16 protein-coding genes are annotated in these 16,994 nt (G+C 71.3%); 4 read left to right on the plus strand and 12 right to left on the minus strand.

The window, feature by feature from the left end:
• Window positions 1-216, plus strand: a 216-nt coding sequence (locus ACFWPS_RS31505) for a hypothetical protein (RefSeq protein WP_366353477.1), incomplete at its 5' end; no start/stop codon positions are given.
• A gap of 472 nt (window positions 217-688) precedes the next feature.
• On the plus strand, window positions 689-1,753 hold the full coding sequence (gene trpS, locus ACFWPS_RS31510; protein WP_383711062.1) for a tryptophan--tRNA ligase: 1,065 nt from the start codon (window positions 689-691) through the stop codon (window positions 1,751-1,753).
• Between the two features lie 66 nt (window positions 1,754-1,819).
• Here the strand turns inward: trpS and proC are convergent, their stop codons facing one another.
• From proC to ACFWPS_RS31545, 7 genes are all read right to left on the minus strand, one after another.
• Entirely contained in the window at window positions 1,820-2,632 is an 813-nt protein-coding gene (proC, locus tag ACFWPS_RS31515) for a pyrroline-5-carboxylate reductase (RefSeq protein ID WP_383711065.1), read from the minus strand.
• 93 nt (window positions 2,633-2,725) lie between these two features.
• Complete coding sequence (locus ACFWPS_RS31520; RefSeq protein ID WP_383711068.1) at window positions 2,726-3,514, minus strand: ABC transporter permease; 789 nt, start codon at window positions 3,512-3,514, stop codon at window positions 2,726-2,728.
• On the minus strand, window positions 3,511-4,320 hold the full coding sequence (locus tag ACFWPS_RS31525; protein WP_383711071.1) for an ABC transporter ATP-binding protein: 810 nt from the start codon (window positions 4,318-4,320) through the stop codon (window positions 3,511-3,513). The genes ACFWPS_RS31520 and ACFWPS_RS31525 overlap by 4 nt, the downstream gene beginning before the upstream one ends.
• 331 nt (window positions 4,321-4,651) lie before the next feature.
• Entirely contained in the window at window positions 4,652-5,473 is an 822-nt protein-coding gene (locus ACFWPS_RS31530) for a class I SAM-dependent methyltransferase (protein WP_383711074.1), read from the minus strand.
• 240 nt (window positions 5,474-5,713) lie between these two features.
• The gene (locus tag ACFWPS_RS31535; protein WP_383711077.1) at window positions 5,714-6,220 is read right to left on the minus strand and encodes an EamA/RhaT family transporter; all 507 of its coding nucleotides are present in this window, start codon (window positions 6,218-6,220) and stop codon (window positions 5,714-5,716) included.
• 55 nt (window positions 6,221-6,275) lie between these two features.
• A complete protein-coding gene (locus ACFWPS_RS31540) occupies window positions 6,276-6,557 on the minus strand; it encodes an SH3 domain-containing protein (RefSeq protein ID WP_383711080.1) in 282 nt (93 codons plus the stop codon).
• Window positions 6,558-6,633: 76 nt separating this feature from the next.
• On the minus strand, window positions 6,634-6,960 hold the full coding sequence (locus tag ACFWPS_RS31545) for an SH3 domain-containing protein (protein ID WP_383711083.1): 327 nt from the start codon (window positions 6,958-6,960) through the stop codon (window positions 6,634-6,636).
• Between the two features lie 180 nt (window positions 6,961-7,140).
• On the opposite strand from ACFWPS_RS31545, the gene ACFWPS_RS31550 reads away from it, so the two are divergent.
• Window positions 7,141-9,285, plus strand: a complete 2,145-nt coding sequence (locus ACFWPS_RS31550) for a serine/threonine-protein kinase (RefSeq protein ID WP_383711086.1) — start codon at window positions 7,141-7,143, stop codon at window positions 9,283-9,285.
• Between the two features lie 84 nt (window positions 9,286-9,369).
• On the opposite strand, the gene ilvD is transcribed toward ACFWPS_RS31550, so the two are convergent.
• The 4 genes from ilvD to ACFWPS_RS31570 all read right to left on the minus strand — a co-directional run bounded on the left by ilvD (window position 9,370) and on the right by ACFWPS_RS31570 (window position 13,957).
• On the minus strand, window positions 9,370-11,223 hold the full coding sequence (gene ilvD, locus ACFWPS_RS31555) for a dihydroxy-acid dehydratase (protein ID WP_383711089.1): 1,854 nt from the start codon (window positions 11,221-11,223) through the stop codon (window positions 9,370-9,372).
• Window positions 11,224-11,403: 180 nt separating this feature from the next.
• Window positions 11,404-12,024, minus strand: coding sequence for a TetR family transcriptional regulator (locus ACFWPS_RS31560; protein WP_383711091.1), 621 nt, complete (start codon window positions 12,022-12,024; stop codon window positions 11,404-11,406).
• Window positions 12,021-12,851: a sugar phosphate isomerase/epimerase family protein gene (locus tag ACFWPS_RS31565; RefSeq protein WP_383711094.1), complete on the minus strand. Its 831-nt coding sequence runs from the start codon at window positions 12,849-12,851 to the stop codon at window positions 12,021-12,023. The genes ACFWPS_RS31560 and ACFWPS_RS31565 overlap by 4 nt, the downstream gene beginning before the upstream one ends.
• A gap of 173 nt (window positions 12,852-13,024) precedes the next feature.
• Window positions 13,025-13,957, minus strand: a complete 933-nt coding sequence (locus ACFWPS_RS31570; protein ID WP_383711097.1) for a Ppx/GppA family phosphatase — start codon at window positions 13,955-13,957, stop codon at window positions 13,025-13,027.
• 80 nt (window positions 13,958-14,037) lie between these two features.
• Here ACFWPS_RS31570 and ACFWPS_RS31575 point away from each other — a divergent pair, with 80 nt between their 5' ends.
• Complete coding sequence (locus ACFWPS_RS31575) at window positions 14,038-14,904, plus strand: hypothetical protein (protein ID WP_383711100.1); 867 nt, start codon at window positions 14,038-14,040, stop codon at window positions 14,902-14,904.
• 393 nt (window positions 14,905-15,297) lie between these two features.
• Here ACFWPS_RS31575 and ACFWPS_RS31580 read toward each other — a convergent pair whose 3' ends face one another.
• On the minus strand, window positions 15,298-16,992 hold the full coding sequence (locus ACFWPS_RS31580; RefSeq protein WP_383711102.1) for a hypothetical protein: 1,695 nt from the start codon (window positions 16,990-16,992) through the stop codon (window positions 15,298-15,300).
• Between the last annotated feature and the right edge of the window lie 2 nt (window positions 16,993-16,994).

Consider the following 16,994-nt stretch of genomic DNA (forward strand, 5'->3'; position numbering starts at 1 on the left):
CTGGCGTTGACTTTTGGCACGCTGTTGAGTTCTCAAGGAACGGTCGCTTCCTTTGTACTCACCCTCTCGGGCTTTCCTCCGGGCTTCCCTTCGGTCTTGCGTTTCCGACTCTATCAGATCTTTTCTCGATCCGATTTCCTCGGTGCTTTCCAGGTTCTCGCTCTCGCGTTTCCCTTTCCGGCGGTTCCGACTCTATCAGATCCTTTCGGCGTCTGATTCCCAGTCAGCGGGAGTTGTCTTCCCGGCCGCTGGGCCGTTCCGACGAGTGAGACTTTAGCGGATTCCCGGCCTCCGAGCTAATCGGGGGCCGCGTCCTTTCGAACGTGGATTCCTCATTACGTAAATACGCACACCGAAGCCCCGACGACATGTCGCCGATTGCTGGTTGGTACTTGCGGAATGGCTGCCCGGGGACCGACCGAGGTCGGCGCTCACGTCGGACAACTCGGAGAACACTACGTACCCGGTTGGGGCGTGTCAACTCGCGGTGGGACGGCGCCCCCGGGGCGTATGGTGGACGGCATGACTACGCGTACGTGTACCCAGCAGTGGTGGCCCGCCTGACGGCGGCCGCGCTCACGTACGTATTCAACGGCCGCCGCTTCGGCGGCCGTTCGCGTATCTCCCTCCGGAACCTCTGAGGGTCGGCCGCCGGGGACGGCGGTCTCGACCAGGAGGTGGAGAGGGAATGACACGGGTCTTCAGCGGGATCAAGCCGACCGGGCACCTGACACTGGGGAACTACCTGGGAGCGATGCGGCAGTGGGCCGCCGTGGACCAGCACCAGGCCGACGCCCTGTTCTGCGTCGTCGATCTGCACGGGATGACCGTGGACCACGATCCGGCCCGGCTGCGCAGGCTCACCCGACAGGCGGCGACGCTGCTGCTGGCCGCGGGGCTGGATCCCGATCTGTGCACAGTGTTCGTGCAGAGCCATGTCGACGAGCACACCCGGCTGTCGTACGTCATGGAGTGCGTGGCGACCGACGGTGAGATGCGGCGGATGATCCAGTACAAGGAGAAGGCCGCGAGCGAGGGGGCGCGTGGGCGGGGTGTGCGGTTGTCCTTGCTGACGTATCCGGCGCTGATGGCGGCGGACATCCTGGCGTACGGGGCGGACGAGGTGCCGGTCGGGGACGATCAGTCGCAGCACGTGGAGCTGACGCGGGATCTGGCGGTGCGGTTCAACCAGCGGTATGGGCACACGTTCGTGGTGCCGAAGGCGACCGTGCCGGCGGTGGCGGCGCGGGTGATGAATCTGCAGGATCCGATGTCGAAGATGGGGAAGAGCGACGACTCCGGACCCGGGATCGTCTATCTGCTCGACGAGCCGGACGTGATCCGGAAGAAGGTCATGCGGGCCGTGACCGACAGCGGGCAGGAGGTCGTGTACGACCGGGAGGAGCGGCCCGGGATCGCGAATCTGCTGGAGTTTCTCGCTGCGTGCACGGGTGGGAACCCTGAGTCACTGGCAACCGTTCACGATTCGTACGGCGCTCTGAAGCAGGCCACCGCGGAGGCGGTACTGGAGGCGCTCAGGCCCGTGCAGGCCAGGCACAAGGAGTTGTGTGCCGATCCGGGATATGTGGAGGAGGTGCTGCGGCATGGAGCGGAGAAGGCTCGGGCGATCGCCCGGCCGATCGTCGATACGGCCTATCGGGCGATCGGGCTGTTGCCGCCCGGCGCCTTCTCGGGCCTGGGATCGGGCTCGGGGTCGGTGACGGCGGAGCCCGCGTTGAACTCGGCGCGGTAGGCGCGGGGGCCGGCGGGGCGGTGAGCCACCGCCCCGGGGTCCTTGGCTCTTCGGCTCCTCGGCTCCTCAGTCCTTCTTGCCGGAGGCCAGTTCGCGGCTGCGGTCGCGGGCGGCTTCGAGGGCGGCGATGAGGGCGGCGCGGACGCCGTGGTTCTCCAGTTCGCGGATGGCGTTGATGGTGGTGCCCGCTGGCGAGGTGACGTTCTCGCGGAGCTTGACGGGGTGTTCGCCGCTGTCGCGGAGCATCACGGCAGCGCCGATCGCGGACTGGACGATGAGGTCGTGGGCCTTGTCGCGGGGCAGGCCGAGCAGGATGCCGGCGTCGGTCATGGCCTCGACCAGGTAGAAGAAGTACGCCGGGCCCGAGCCGGAGAGGGCGGTGCAGGCGTCCTGCTGGGACTCGGGGACGCGGAGGGTCTTGCCGACGGCGCCGAAGATCTCCTCGGCGTGCGCGAGGTGGGCGGCGGTGGCGTGGCTGCCGGCGGAGATGACGGACATCGCCTCGTCGACGAGGGCTGGGGTGTTCGTCATGACACGGACGACCGGGGTGCCGGGGGCGAGGCGTTCCTCGAAGAAGGAGGTGGGGATGCCCGCCGCGCCGCTGATGATGAGGCGGTCGGCGGGGATGTGCGGGGCGAGTTCGTCGAGGAGGGCGCCCATGTCCTGCGGCTTGACCGTGAGGATCAGGGTGTCGGCGGTCTTCGCGGCCTCGGGGTTGGTGACCGGGGTGACTCCGTGGCGGGTGCGGAGTTCTTCGGCGCGTTCGGGGCGGCGGGCGGTGACCAGGAGGTCGGCGGGGGCCCAGCCGGCGCGGATCATTCCGCTGAGCAGGGCTTCGCCGATCTTGCCGGTGCCGAGGACTGCGACTTTCTGACTCATGCGGTTCAGTCTGGCACCGGGGGTCGGGGCGGGGGTCGTTTGTCCGCTGGCCGGACTTCGGCGTTGGGCATCGGTGGTGGACGTCGGTGGTGGCTAGGCCGTCCGTCGCCGCAGGGTGGCCGCTCCGAGGGTCAGGACCAGCAGGGCGCAGCCGGCGACGATCAGGACGTCCCTGACGAAGGTGGCAGTCATGTCGGTGTGGTGGAGGACCTCGTTCATGCCGTCGACGGCATAGGACATGGGGAGGACGTCGGAGATGGCTTCGAGGGCGGGGTGCATCTCGGAGCGGGGGGTGAACAGGCCGCAGAGGAGGAGTTGGGGGAAGATCACCGCGGGCATGAACTGGACCGCCTGGAATTCCGAGGCCGCGAAGGCCGATACGAAGAGACCGAGGGCCGTGCCGAGCAGGGCGTCGAGCAGGGCGACCAGGAGCAGGAGCCAGGGGGATCCGGTGACGTCGAGGCCCAGGAGCCAGACGGCCAGGCCGGTGGCGAGGGCCGACTGGATGATCGCGAGGATGCCGAAGGCAAGGGCGTAGCCGGCGATGAGGTCGGCTTTGCCGAGGGGCATGGCGAGGAGGCGTTCGAGGGTGCCGGAGGTGCGTTCGCGGAGGGTGGCGATGGAGGTCACCAGGAACATCGTGATGAGCGGGAAGATGCCGAGGAGTGAGGCGCCGATGTTGTCGAAGGTCCGCGGGCTGCCGTCGAAGACGTAGCGGAGCAACACCAGCATCAGGCAGGGGATGAGGATCAGCAGCGCGATGGTGCGGGGGTCGTGGCGGAGCTGCCGCAGGACGCGGGCGGCGGTGGCGGTGGTGCGGGAGAGGTTGAGGGCGCCGACCGGAATGGTGTCGGCGGTGGTGGTCGCGGTCTGAGTGGTCATCGTGCCGTTTCCTTCGTGCGGGAGTTGGCTGCGGCTTCGTCGACGAGGTGGAGGAAGGCGGCCTCGACGGTGTCGGAGCCGGTGCGGGTGCGCAGGGCTTCGGGGGTGTCGTCGGCGAGGATCTCGCCCTCGCGCATGAGGAGGAGGCGGTGGCAGCGCTCGGCCTCGTCCATGACGTGGGAGGAGATGAGGAGGGTGGCGCCGCGGGTGGCGGCGATGGAGTGGAAGAGGTTCCAGAGGTCGCGGCGCAGGACGGGGTCCAGGCCGACGGTGGGTTCGTCGAGGACGAGGAGTTCGGGGCTGCCGAGCAGGGCGACGGCGAGGGAGACGCGGTTGCGCTGGCCGCCGGAGAGGTTGCCGGCGAGGGCGTCGGCGTGGCTGGCGAGGTCGACTTCGCCGAGGACGCGGTCGACGTCGGCGCGGCGGTCGGAGGTGGGGCGGGTGGGGTCGAGGACCGAGCCGAAGTAGTCGAGGTTCTGGCGGATGGTCAGGTCGTCGTAGACGGAGGCGGCTTGGGTGACGTAGCCGATGCGGGTGCGCAGGGAGGGGTGACCGGCGGGGCGGCCGAGGACGTTCAGGGTGCCGGTGACCTTGGCCTGGGTGCCGACGATGGAGCGCATCAGGGTGGACTTGCCGCATCCGGAGGGGCCGAGCAGGCCGGTGATCTGACCGCGCGGGACGGTGAAGTCGAGGCCGCGGAGGACCGTGCGGGGGCCGCGGACCGCGGTGAGTCCGGCGGCTTGGACGGTGGGGGGCAGGGCGGAGTTGCCGGGGGCCTGGGGCGGCTCCGGCGAGGAATTCATCATGTGATGAATAATGCTGGCGAGGGGGTTGGCCGTCAAGGGGAGGGGATATGAGGGGGCGGAGGCGGGGGGTGGGGACGCTTACCCGGCGCTCGCGGGGTGCCGCTGCGCCCACCCGTGCCGCCCTGGGGGCACCTCCCAGGTCCTTAAGGCACTGGGGGAGGCACGACTGCCCGCGGCTGAATGAACTGACACGAACGCCCGCGGCTATGTGAGCCGCGGCTGGGAGGCGCCCCGTAAGGGGCGCGGGGAACTGCGCGGCCAGCCCCCACCGGCCCGCGGCCGAGTCACTGCCGCGGGCCGGTGCTCGCAGGCGGGCGCCGGCGGGCGACGCTCAGGTGTTGAGGGCGACGAGCAGCAGAACGTCGTACGTCTCCTCGACGATGCCGTCGGGGAAGGTCTTCAGGAGGTGGGCGCGTTCCTCGGCGAGGAAGGCGGTGCGGCGGGCCTCGGGGGTGACGAGGAACGCGGAGTGGCTGCCGATGTTGGCGAGGTGGGTGTCGACCGGGACGCGGCGGCTCCAGCGGACCTCGCGGCGGGCGAAGCGGAGGCGGCCGCTGGGGTCGGCGAGGTCGGTGCGGTCGGCGGACTTGCTCTGCTCCGCCCTGGCGTCGATGCCGAAGAACCGGCTGATGCGGTCGGCGTAGTCGGCGATCCAGTCGACGTCGAGCGCGTCGGTGTTCCACCACAGCGCCAGCGCCCCGCCGGGACGCAGCACGCGCAGCGCCTCCGGCACGGAGCGGGCCGGGTCGGTCCAGTGCCAGGCCTGGGCGTAGGTGAGGAAGTCGGCGGTGGCGGCGGCGAGCGGGAGGGCGTTGCCGTTGCCGCGGACGATCGGGACGTCGGGGAGGGTGGTGTGGAACTGCGCTGCCATGCCCTCCCCCGGCTCCACCGCGACCACGTCGGCGCCGCGCGCGTGCAGGAGGGCGGTCGCGATGCCGGTGCCCGCGCCGACGTCGACCACCCGGGCGCCCGTGAGGGAGCGGCCGGCCTCCTCCTCGACGGCGTCGAGCAGGGCGGGCGGGTAGGAGGGGCGGTTCGCGGCGTACTGGGCCGCCGCGGCGTCGAAGGAGCGGGCGCGGGCGGCGTGGGAGGGAGCGGGGGTCGAGGTCGGGGTCACGTTCCGGGGATACGACTGCGACTGGCCTGTGGTCATGCGGCCATGGTCCCGGGGGGCGTGGCGGGGGCGACAGAGATTACAGAGATTTCCGGGAGGGGTGGGCCGGATGCCATGGTCGGCCGCGGGCGGCCTCGGTCCCCGTGCCCGTCCCCTACGCCTACGCCTACAACCAGCGGTCGGCCCGGCTCCTGTGCCTGCGCTTCCTGTGTGCGACCGGCGCGTCGGCGACAACGCCTGCGCTTCTCCTCCGCGACCGGCGCGGCCTGCCCGTCGGCCCTATCGCTTCCGCTTCTTCTTCGACGGGTTGCCCGAGCGGCGGGTGGTGCGGTGTTCGTGCTGCTGGAGGGCGGTGTCGTACTCGGCTCGGTGGAGCTTCTCGCCCGGGGCCTCGATGAGGGAGCGGAAGAAGTAGGCGAGGAGCGAGCCGACGAAGCCGATGGCGAGGAGGCCGCGCAGGGAGGCCTGGCGTTCGGGGTCGGGGCGCTTGCCGAAGGACTCCCAGGTGTTGCGGAAGGCCAGGGCGCTGCAGATGGCGAACATCGCGACGACCAGGACGGACACGAAGGCACCGGTGTCGGCCAGCTGGACGCCCTCGTAGGCGAGGCGGAGGACCAGGCAGGAGGCGACAGCGGCGGCGAGGGAGCCCACGGCCACGCCGATCCGACGGACGGTGTAGCCGTCGTCGTGGTTCACCCAGGTCGTGCCGAAGAAGCGGAGGGGCTCGGGGCGGGGTCCGCCGGTGGAGCCCGCGGGGGTGTCCGGGGTACCTGGTTCGTCGCTCACGGGACGATTATGGCGCCGGGGGCCGCGGGCTCCGGGTCGGGGTTGGTGTACGGGGTCAGGCGCAGCGGTCGGCCACGTAGCCGTCACTGCCCGTGTTGACGTAGGTGTCCGAGACGTACTCGCCGTTGTCGATGTTGTCCCAGATGTTCGACGTGCCGTAGTAGCCGGACACCGTCGTACCCGGGGTCTGGCAGAAGATCGGGACCTTGGTGTTCTCGGGGAGGGTCCGGGTGATGTCGTAGCTGGTGCCCGGGCCGCTGCGGACGTTCAGGCGGACGCCCGGGGCGACCGAGTACGTCGATACGGCGGCGGCGACCGAGGCCGACCCCAGAACCATGAGGAAGGCTCCGGCGGAGCCTGCGAGAAGGACGGAAGCGCGTCTTAAGGGTGTCATCCCAGTCCTCCTGGACCGGTCAGGAGCAGCGGTCGGCCACGTAGCCGTCGCTGCCCGTGTTGACGTAGGCGTCTGACACGAACTCGCCGTTGCTGATGTTGTCCCAGATGTTCGACGTGCCGTAGTAGCCGGACACCGAGGTACCCGGCGTCTGGCAGTAGATCGGGACCTTGGCGCCCTCAGGGAGGGTCCGGGTGATGTCGTAGCTGGTGCCCGGGCCACTGCGGACGTTCAGACGGACGCCCGGGGCCACCGAGTAATAACGAACGCTGGTGGCTGCCGCCAGCGTCGTGACGGCCTCTTCCTCGCCGCCGCTCCCGGCTTGCTGCGCGTGATCGACAGACATGTAGTGCTCCCCCCACTGGACCCATGAGTGCCATGGAGTCCCGTTGATTCCCCGCATTCGAGCCACGAAACACATGTACGTAACTCGCACGCGGAGGCTAGCAAGCCGCCTCTGTCTCGTACGCGTCATCGACTAGGCTCCGTGCGTCGCGCTCCGCGGAAAAAGCACGGGGGTGGTCCCTTGACGCCACAGCGCAACACCGGAGCGGGCGCGGAAGCGGAACTTCCCGAGTACGCCGGGCACTACCGCCTGGAGTCCTGCCTGGGCTCCGGTGGCATGGGCGTGGTGCATCTGGCCCGCAGCACCTCGGGGCTGAAGCTCGCGGTGAAGGTCGTGCATGCGGAATACGCCAAGGACCGTGAGTTCCGGGGCCGTTTCCGGCAGGAGGTGGCCGCCGCGCGCAAGGTCAGCGGCGCCTTCACCGCACCCGTCGTGGACGCCGATCCCGAGGCCGCCCGGCCCTGGATGGCCACCCTCTTCATCCCCGGCCCGACCCTCGCCGAGCATGTGAAGCGGAACGGGCCGATGCCTTCTGCGCAGTTGCGCCGGCTGATGGCCGGGCTGGCGGAGGCGCTGCGCGACATTCACAGGGTCGGCGTGGTGCATCGGGATCTCAAGCCGAGCAATGTGCTCCTCGCCGAGGACGGTCCCAAGGTCATCGACTTCGGCATTTCCCGGCCGAAAGACAGCGAACTGCGGACCGAGACCGGAAAGTTGATCGGTACGCCGCCGTTCATGGCGCCGGAGCAGTTCCGGCGGCCGCGTGAAGTGGGGCCCGCCGCCGACATCTTCGCGCTCGGGTCGGTGCTGGTGCACGCGGCGACCGGGCGGGGGCCGTTCGACTCCGACAGTCCCTACGTCGTCGCCTACCAGGTCGTACATGACGAGCCCGACCTCACTGGCATGCCGGAGGAGCTCGCTCCGCTGGTGCTGCGCTGCCTCGCCAAGGAGCCCGAGGACCGGCCTACGCCCGACGAACTGATGCGGGAGCTGCGGTCGTTGTCGGCGTCGTACGACACGCAGGCGTTCATACCGGCACAGCGGGCCACGGCCGGTGCCGCAGTCGGTGACGACATCGGCGTGGCAACGGAGTCGGAGCCGCCGAAGGGCGAGGAGCCGAAGGAGGAGGAGCCGCCGCAGGCCCGCGGACGACGGCTCGGCAGGCGAGTCGCCTTGGCCACGGGTGCCGTCGTCCTCGCGCTCGGCGCGGTCGCGGCCTTGGTCGAGTGGGTCGGCGGGAGCACCCCGCAGCCGCGGGTGAGCAGCCCGAGGACGACGGCCGCCGCCTTCTCCGCCTGGCAGGCGAAGCCCGTCACCAAGGGCGCGACCACTCCCCAATGCGCCACCGGCGAGGGGGTGTTGTTCTGCGCGGAGGCATCGGTGGCGTTCGCCCTGGACCCGGTGACGGGTGCCGTGCTCTGGCGGCACTCCGTCGCGAACGCCCACTGGAACCGGCCCCCCGTCCTCTCCGGCGGGCTCGTCCAGCTCGTCACGGACGAGGCCCGGTACGTGACGGCGCTCGACCCGGACTCGGGCAGGAGCCGCTGGCAGCGGGAACTGCCCGAGAACAAGGGGATGAAGTACGCAGGCGACATGCTCCTGCTCACGCGCGCGGACGGCACGGTCACCGGGGTGGACAGCGCGACCGGCGCCACCAGGTGGAGCCGGTCGACAGGGGCTCACGGCACGGCGCGGATCGACTTCTTCCCCGCGGATCCGTCGTCGGCGTTCGTGACCAGTACGTCCGCAGACGGAACCAGCACTGAGGTCACCGTCCTGGATCCGGCCACCGGAGACGTGCGGGAGGACACGCGGTTGCAGGGACTGCTGAAAGCGGTCGGCACCGAGGACGGGACGGTCTTCCTGCTGGCCGCCGATCCGGTGTACGGCGACACCGATGCCGTGGTCCGCTACACGCCGGAGTCCGGGGCCACCCGCCGGGTCGAGCTGCCCGTACCTCGTGCGGACGCGCAGGCCGGGGTGCACGACGGCGTGGTCTACGTGCTGGCCGCCACCGGCTCGCTGGACGCCGTCGACATGACGGCGGGCAAGCGCATGTGGCATTCGGAGACCTCGGTGAGCCGGGGCTCGGCACCCGTCGCCGACGACCGGCACGTGTACTTCTCGGCTGCCGACGGCCGGCTCATGGCCGTGGACGCACGCAGCGGAGTGGCCGCCGGACAGACCTCGTCCCGCTTCGGAACGTCCTCGGGCGGAGTCACCACCTCGGTACCCGCCCCCCTGCTCCTCGACGGCCACCTCTACGCCGCCGCCCCCGACGGCACCGTCTTCGCCGTGGATGCGGAGGATCCCGCCGGCTGGTGATGACGGGGGGGACGGATGACGACGGACGAAGGTGAAGGGGCCGCCCCCTGTGCGGGAGGCGGCCCCTTCGTGGCTTACGGCGGCTCAGCCCAGCTTCGACACGTCGCGCACCGCGCCCTTGTCGGCGCTGGTGGCCATCGCGGCGTAGGCGCGCAGGGCGGCCGAGACCTTGCGGTCGCGGTTCTTCGGGGCGTACAGGCCGTTCAGGGCCTGCTCGCGGCGGGTCAGCTCGGCCTCGTCGACGAGAAGTTCGATCGTGCGGCCCGGGATGTCGATGCGGATGCGGTCGCCGTCCTCGACGAGGGCGATGGTGCCGCCGGAGGCCGCCTCCGGGGAGGCGTGGCCGATGGAGAGGCCGGACGTGCCGCCGGAGAAGCGGCCGTCGGTGATCAGCGCGCAGGACTTGCCGAGGCCGCGGCCCTTGAGGAAGGACGTCGGGTAGAGCATCTCCTGCATGCCGGGGCCGCCCTTGGGACCCTCGTAGCGGATGACGACGACGTCGCCGTCCGTCACCTGCTTGTTGAGGATCTTTTCCACGGCCTCCTCCTGCGACTCGCAGACGACCGCGGGGCCCTCGAAGGTCCAGATCGACTCGTCGACGCCGGCCGTCTTCACCACGCAGCCGTCGACGGCGAGGTTGCCCTTGAGGACCGCGAGGCCGCCGTCCTTGGAGTACGCGTGCTCGACGCCGCGGATGCAGCCCTCCGCCGCGTCCTCGTCCAGGGCCTCCCAGCGCTCGGACTGGGAGAAGGCCTCGGCGGAGCGGACGCAGCCCGGGGCCGCGTGCCACAGCTCGACGGCCTCGGGGGACGGGGAGCCGCCGCGCACGTCCCAGGTCTTCAGCCAGTCCGCGAGGGAGGGGCTGTGGACGGAGTGGACGTCCTCGTTGAGGAGACCGCCGCGGTGCAGCTCGCCGAGGAGGGCGGGGATGCCGCCGGCGCGGTGCACGTCCTCCATGTAGTACGTGCGGGTCTTGGCGACGTTCGGGGCGACCTTGGCCAGGCAGGGGACCCGGCGGGAGACCGCGTCGATCTCCGGGAGGCCGAAGGTGACGCCCGCCTCCTGGGCGGCGGCCAGCAGGTGCAGGATCGTGTTGGTGGAGCCGCCCATCGCGATGTCCAGGGCCATCGCGTTCTCGAACGCGGCGAACGTCGCGATGTTGAGCGGCAGGACCGTCTCGTCGTCCTGCTCGTAGTAGCGGCGGGTGAGGTCCATGACGGTGCGGGCCGCGTCGACGTAGAGCTGCTTGCGGGCCGTGTGGGTGGCCAGGACCGAGCCGTTGCCGGGGAGGGAGAGGCCGATCGCCTCCGTCAGGCAGTTCATCGAGTTGGCGGTGAACATGCCGGAGCAGGAGCCGCAGGTCGGACAGGCGTTCTCCTCGATCCGGAGGACGTCCTCGTCCGAGACGTTCTCGTTCGCGGCGTCGACCATCGCGTCGATCAGGTCGAGGGTGCGGACCGTGCCGTCCACGAGGGTGGCGCGGCCGGCCTCCATGGGGCCGCCGGAGACGAAGACCGTCGGGATGTTCAGGCGCAGGGCGGCCATGAGCATGCCGGGGGTGATCTTGTCGCAGTTGGAGATGCAGACCAGGGCGTCGGCGCAGTGTGCCTCGACCATGTACTCGACCGAGTCCGCGATCAGGTCGCGGGAGGGGAGGGAGTACAGCATGCCGCCGTGGCCCATCGCGATGCCGTCGTCGACGGCGATCGTGTTGAACTCGCGCGGGATGCCGCCCGCCTCCTTGATCGCCTCGGAGACGATCCGGCCGACCGGCTGGAGATGGGTGTGGCCCGGCACGAACTCCGTGAACGAGTTCGCGACGGCGATGATCGGCTTGCGGCCGATGTCCGCACCGGGTACACCGGAGGCGCGCATAAGGGCGCGGGCGCCCGCCATGTTGCGGCCGTGGGTGACTGTGCGGGACCTCAGCTCGGGCATCGTCGCTCGCTCCTTCAGACAGATAGGGCTGCTGTCGAGCGTACGCCCGTTGTTCAGGCCTCGGGACGAGGTGTCCGGAATGCGGGACGCGCGTCTCGCACGGCCGGGGTTCGCGGCCCGGTCGGATGCCCCGCACCGCGAGGGCTCACGGCCCGGTCAGATGCCCCGCACCGCGAGGGCTCACGGCCCGGTCAGATGCCCCTGCACCACCGGCGCGACCCGCGCCACGATCTGCTCCAGATCCGCCGACGCCAGCGGCTCCACCTTGATCACATAGCGGAGCATCGCGCAGCCCACCAGCTGTGCCGCCGCCAGCTCGGCGCGCAGCTCCGCGTCGGGGAGGTCCAGCTGCTCCGCGAGACGGCGCAGCAGCTGGGAGGCGATCAGGCGGCGGAAGACGGCGGCGGCCGTGTCGTTGGTGACGGCTGAGCGGAGGATCGCGAGGAGGGGCGTACGGGTGGTGGGGTTCTCCCAGATACCGAAGATGAACCGGGTCAGCCGCTCGCCGACGCCGTCCAGCGGGCCGTCGGCGATGGCGACGGGCGCGTTGAGCGCGGGGGCGAAGGCGACCGAGATGGCGGCCTCGAAGACCTGTTCCTTGGTGCCGAAGTAGTGGTGGACCAGGGCGGAGTCGACCCCGGCGGCCTTGGCGATGGCGCGTACGGATGTCTTCTCGTAGCCGTGTTCGGAGAACTCCTCGCGAGCGGTGACGAGGATACGGTCCCGGGTGTCGGCCGACTCGGTACGCGGCGGGCGGCCGCGGCGGCGCGCGCCGGTACCACCGTTTTCGGCCCCGGTCATCGGCGGGGCACCTGCACCGCCGAGGCCAGGTGCAGCCGGGTGAAGGCCAGGGCCTCCGCGAGGTCGGCCTCGCGCTCCGCGCCGGACATCGCGCGCCGGGTGTTGACCTCGATGACGACATGCCCGTCGAAGCCGGTGACCGCGAGCCGCTCCAGCAGCTCGGCGCAGGGCTGGGTGCCGCGGCCGGGCACCAGGTGCTCGTCCTTGGCGGAGCCGCGGCCGTCGGCGAGGTGGACATGGCCGAGCCGGTCGCTCATGCGGTCGACCATGGCGAGGGCGTCGACGCGGGACGTCGCGGCATGGCTGAGGTCGATCGTGAAGTGCCGGTAGTCGTCCTTGGTGACGTCCCAGTCGGGGGCGTACGCCAGCATCTCGCGGTCGCGATACCGCCAGGGGTACATGTTCTCCACCGCGAACCGCACGTCCGTCTCGTTCGCCATGCGCCAGATCCCCTCGACGAAGTCGCGGGCGTACTGGCGCTGCCAGCGGAACGGGGGGTGCACGACGACCGTGCTCGCGCCCAGCTTCTCGGCGGCGGCCCGGGCCCGCTGGAGCTTCACCCAGGGGTCCGTGGACCAGACCCGCTGGGTGATCAGCAGACAGGGCGCGTGAACGGCGAGGATAGGGACACGGTGGTAGTCGCTCAGTCGGCGCAGGGCCTCGATGTCCTGGCTGACCGGGTCGGTCCACACCATGACCTCGACACCGTCGTAACCGAGGCGCGCGGCGATCTCGAAGGCCGTCGCCGTCGACTCCGGGTAGACGGAGGCCGTGGAGAGCGCGACCTTCGCATCCGGGATGCGGACGACGTCCCTTGGGTTTGCCACGAGGGACAGGTTACGGGGTGGGGGTGAGTGGGCATGGGGCGCCTGTTCGCCGTTGTGACCATCACCATGCGCGGCTGCCGCGCCGTTGCGGCTGCTCGCGCCCACGCGGCGGTAGCCGCACATGGGATGCGGCCCCGCGCCCCTTTCGGCGCGCTTACGCCGAACCCACGCGCTTACGCCGAACCCATGTGGTCAAGTCGCCGCAGGATCACGCCTTCCCTCAACGCCCACGGGCACACCTCCAGGTTCTCCACCTCGAAGAGGTCCATCGCGGCCTCCGCCACCAGCGCACCCGCCACCAGCTGGCCCGACCGGCCCTCCGACACCCCCGGGAGCGCGGAGCGCTGGGCCGTGGTCATGGCCCCCAGCCTCGGGACCCAGGTCTCCAGGGAGCCCCGCTTGAGTTCGCGCTGGACGTAGAGGCCGTCGGCGGAGCGGGCCGCGCCGGCGATGCGGGCGAGTTGCTTGAAGGTCTTGGAGGTGGCGACCACGTGGTCGGGGGCGCCGAAGCGGCTGAACTCGCCGACCGTCCGGGCGATCTCGGCGCGTACATGGCGACGCAGCGCCCGTATGTCGTCGGAGGTGGGCGGGTCGCCGGGGAGCCAGCCCGCGGTGAGCCGGCCGGCGCCGAGCGGCAGCGAGACGGCCGTGTCGGGCTCCTCGTCGATGCCGTACGCGATCTCCAGGGAGCCGCCGCCGATGTCCAGGACCAGCAGCTTTCCGGCAGACCAGCCGAACCAGCGGCGGACCGCGAGGAAGGTCAGCCGGGCCTCCTCGGCGCCGCTGAGGACCTGGAGCTCGACACCGGTCTCGGCCTTCACGCGCGCGAGGACGTCATCGGCGTTGCTGGCCTCGCGCACCGCGGAGGTGGCGAACGGCAGCAGGTCCTCGACGCCCTTGTCCTCCGCGGCCTGAAGGGCGTCCTTGACGACGGCGACCAGTTTCTCGACCCCGTCGGGGCCGATCGCCCCGTTGCCGTCGAGGAGTTCGGCAAGGCGCAACTCCGCCTTGTGCGAATGCGCCGGCAGCGGGCGCGCGCCGGGGTGCGCATCCACCACCAGCAGATGCACCGTGTTAGATCCCACGTCGAGGACACCGAGTCTCATGTACGGAACTCTACGGAACACTGCAGACCGCGGGCCCTGAGCAGTCCCCGGAGCCGCCTTCGGCGACTTACCCTGGACGGGTGCCAAAGACGAAAAAGACGAAGGACCACAAGGGCGCCAAATCCGCCGACGGTTCTTCGCAGGTGAAGCCACCGAAGCCGGCCAGGGCGTCGACGCTGTCGAAGAAGGCCCTGGCCGCGGACGAGAAGGGCCTCGACTTCGCGCGCGCCTGGGTGGAATTCCCTGATCCGGCCGACGACGAGCAGGTCTTCCGCTGTGATCTGACCTGGCTGACCTCCCGCTGGAACTGCATCTTCGGCAGCGGCTGTCAGGGCATCCAGGCGGGCCGCGCGGACGACGGCTGCTGCACGCTGGGCGCGCACTTCTCCGACGAGGACGACGAGAAGCGGGTCGCCGATCATGTGGCGCGGCTCACACCGGACATCTGGCAGAACCACGCCGAGGGCACCGAGCACGGCTGGGTCTCGGAGGACGACGAGGGCTCCCGCCAGACCCGCCCGTACAACGGCTCCTGCATCTTCCAGAACCGCCCCGGTTTCGCCGCCGGCGCCGGCTGCTCGCTGCACATCCTGGCGCTGCGGGAGGGCCGCGAGCCGCTGGAGACCAAGCCGGACGTCTGCTGGCAGCTCCCGATCCGCCGCACGTACGACTGGATCGACCGTCCCGACGACACGCGCGTCCTGCAGATCTCGATCGGCGAGTACGACCGCAGGGGCTGGGGCCCGGGCGGCCACGACCTGCACTGGTGGTGCACCTCGGCGACCTCGGCCCACGGCGCGGGCGACCCGGTCTACGTCTCCTACCGTGCGGAACTGACCGAACTGATGGGCAAGGCGGGCTACGACCGCCTCACAGAGCTGTGCGAGGCCCGCCTCGCTTCCCAGCTGCCCCTGCTGGCCCCGCATCCGGCGGATCCGGTCGAGTAGCGCCCACTGCAGCGTCCCGAAAGGGGCGCGGGGCTGTATTCGATATGCGGCTCCGCCGCGTGGGCGCGACCAGCCACAACGGCGCCGCAACCGCCACCGCACCGCACCGCACCCGCGACGGCGCTTGGCGCCCGGCCCGGCACCGCCGAACTCCACCGTCGTGGCCGAGCACCGCCGCGGCGGAAAGAGGAGACCGGCAGAGGCAAGAGACCGGCGCAAGCAGGAAACCGGCAGAGGCAAGAGACCGGCGCAAGCAAGAGACCGGCAGAAGCAAGAGACCAGCGGAAGCAAGAGACCGGCAGAGGCAAGGGACCGGCGGAAGCAAGAGACCGGCGGAAGCAAGAGACCGGCGGAGGGAACGGACGGCGGAGAGAGGACGGCCGGTGACGGTACTCACGAAGTCGGTGGCGGACTCTCGCTGTCGGGCTCCGTCGGGGAAGGCGGCCCCGTCGGACCGGCGGTGTCCGACTCCGTGGGCGTCGGCGTCGGGTCGCTCGACGTCGGTGGATCGCCGACCGGCGGCGACGGCTGCGTCGGGTCGGATGCCGTCGGTGTCGGCGTCGGCCTCCCCGCAGGGGGCGGCTTCGGTCCGCGGCGCGTCGGCGGAGCCGTCCCGTACCCGTCGATCGACACCACCGCCCCCGCCGGCGCCACCGCCACCCGTGCGCTCCAGTACCCGGCCGGCTCCCGCAGCTGATCGACGTACACCTTGATCGTGATCGACTCGCCCGGCCGGAGCGTTCCCGACGGCCGGGAGAAGTACAGCCAGCCCGCCGGGGTGGACACCGACCACCGCACCGCAGCGTCCCCGGACGCCGCGAGCGTGATCAGCGTGGTGTCGCCGTCGTTCGCGGCCGTCACCGCGAGGTGCCCCACGCCGACCTTCGTCCGGTCGGCTCCGGTGACGCTGATCACCTCCACCGACACGTCGGCCTTGCCGTCCTTGCCGATGCGCGGCCCGGGTCTGGTGCTGGCGTTGCCGGCGTTCTCGTAGCCCCCGCCCGAGTCGCCGTCGAGCGCGTCGGGGCCGGCGGTCTCGCGCGCGGTCGCGGACGGCCCCTCGTGGCCCTCCCCCGCCGGCGAGCCCCGGTACGCGGCCCACAGGGCCAGCACCGGCGCGGCCACCACCGTGGCGACGACGGTCGTCGTGACGGCACGCGCGCGGATCCGGTCGCGGCGGGCCGCGCGGTCCTTGGGGTCCATCGGGAAGCCGCGCCGGTCGAAGCGCGGGGCGGCGGCGCCACGCGCGCGTGGCTGGTGCGCCATGGCCATGTGCAGGGCCGCCCGGGGCGCCTCCAGGACGGGCAGCTCGGCGGGCGTGGTCATCGCGCCGGGCCACCGGCCGGGGGTCGCACGTTCGGCGGTACGGCGGCAGCGCGGGCAGTCGTCGACGTGCCGGACCAGTTCCCGGCGCAGGGCGCTGCTGAGGACCAGCTGGCTGTCGCCGGTGAGGTGGGACACGCTCGGGCAGCCGCCGGTCTCCACGACGGCGAGGGCCGCGCGGGTGCGTTCGACCTCGCAGGCGGCGGAGGCGAGCAGTTCCCGGGCGCCGGCCAGGTCCATGCCTAGGACGGCGGCGACCTCGTGGACGGCGAGGTGGTGGCGTACCGCGAGTTCGAGCGCCTCCCGCTGCTCGGGGGTGGTGCCGGCGGCCTCGGGCCAGGCGAGCAGGGCGAGTTCGCCGCGCCGCTGCTCCTGGGCGTCGGCGGCGACCACCGGGTCGGGGGCGATGTGCCGGCCTGCCGCATGGGTGGCCTGACGTTTCTGCTTGGCCTGGGCGAGCCCGCGCAGACAGGCCCAGCGGGCCAGTGCGTACAGCCAGGCCCTGCGGTCGCCGGCGGCCTCCGGGACGCGCTGGCCGCGCCGCTCGGCGAGGGCGAGGACGTCCCCGAGCGCGGTGGTGGCCGCGTCGTGGTCGCACAGCACCGAGAGGCAGTAGGTGAACAGCCCGTCCAGGTACGGCTCGTAACGCGCCGACGGCCGCTGCGCCAGCGCACGCGCCTCCGCGCGGTCACGCGCCGTGCGCGCCTCCCGGTGCGCCCGGTGTGCGCCTGTCATGCGGGGCGAGGTTTCCGGACTGATGCTCATCA

The sequence above is a fragment of the Streptomyces sp. NPDC058457 genome (assembly GCF_042720695.1).
Taxonomy (GTDB): Bacteria; Actinomycetota; Actinomycetes; order Streptomycetales; family Streptomycetaceae; genus Streptomyces.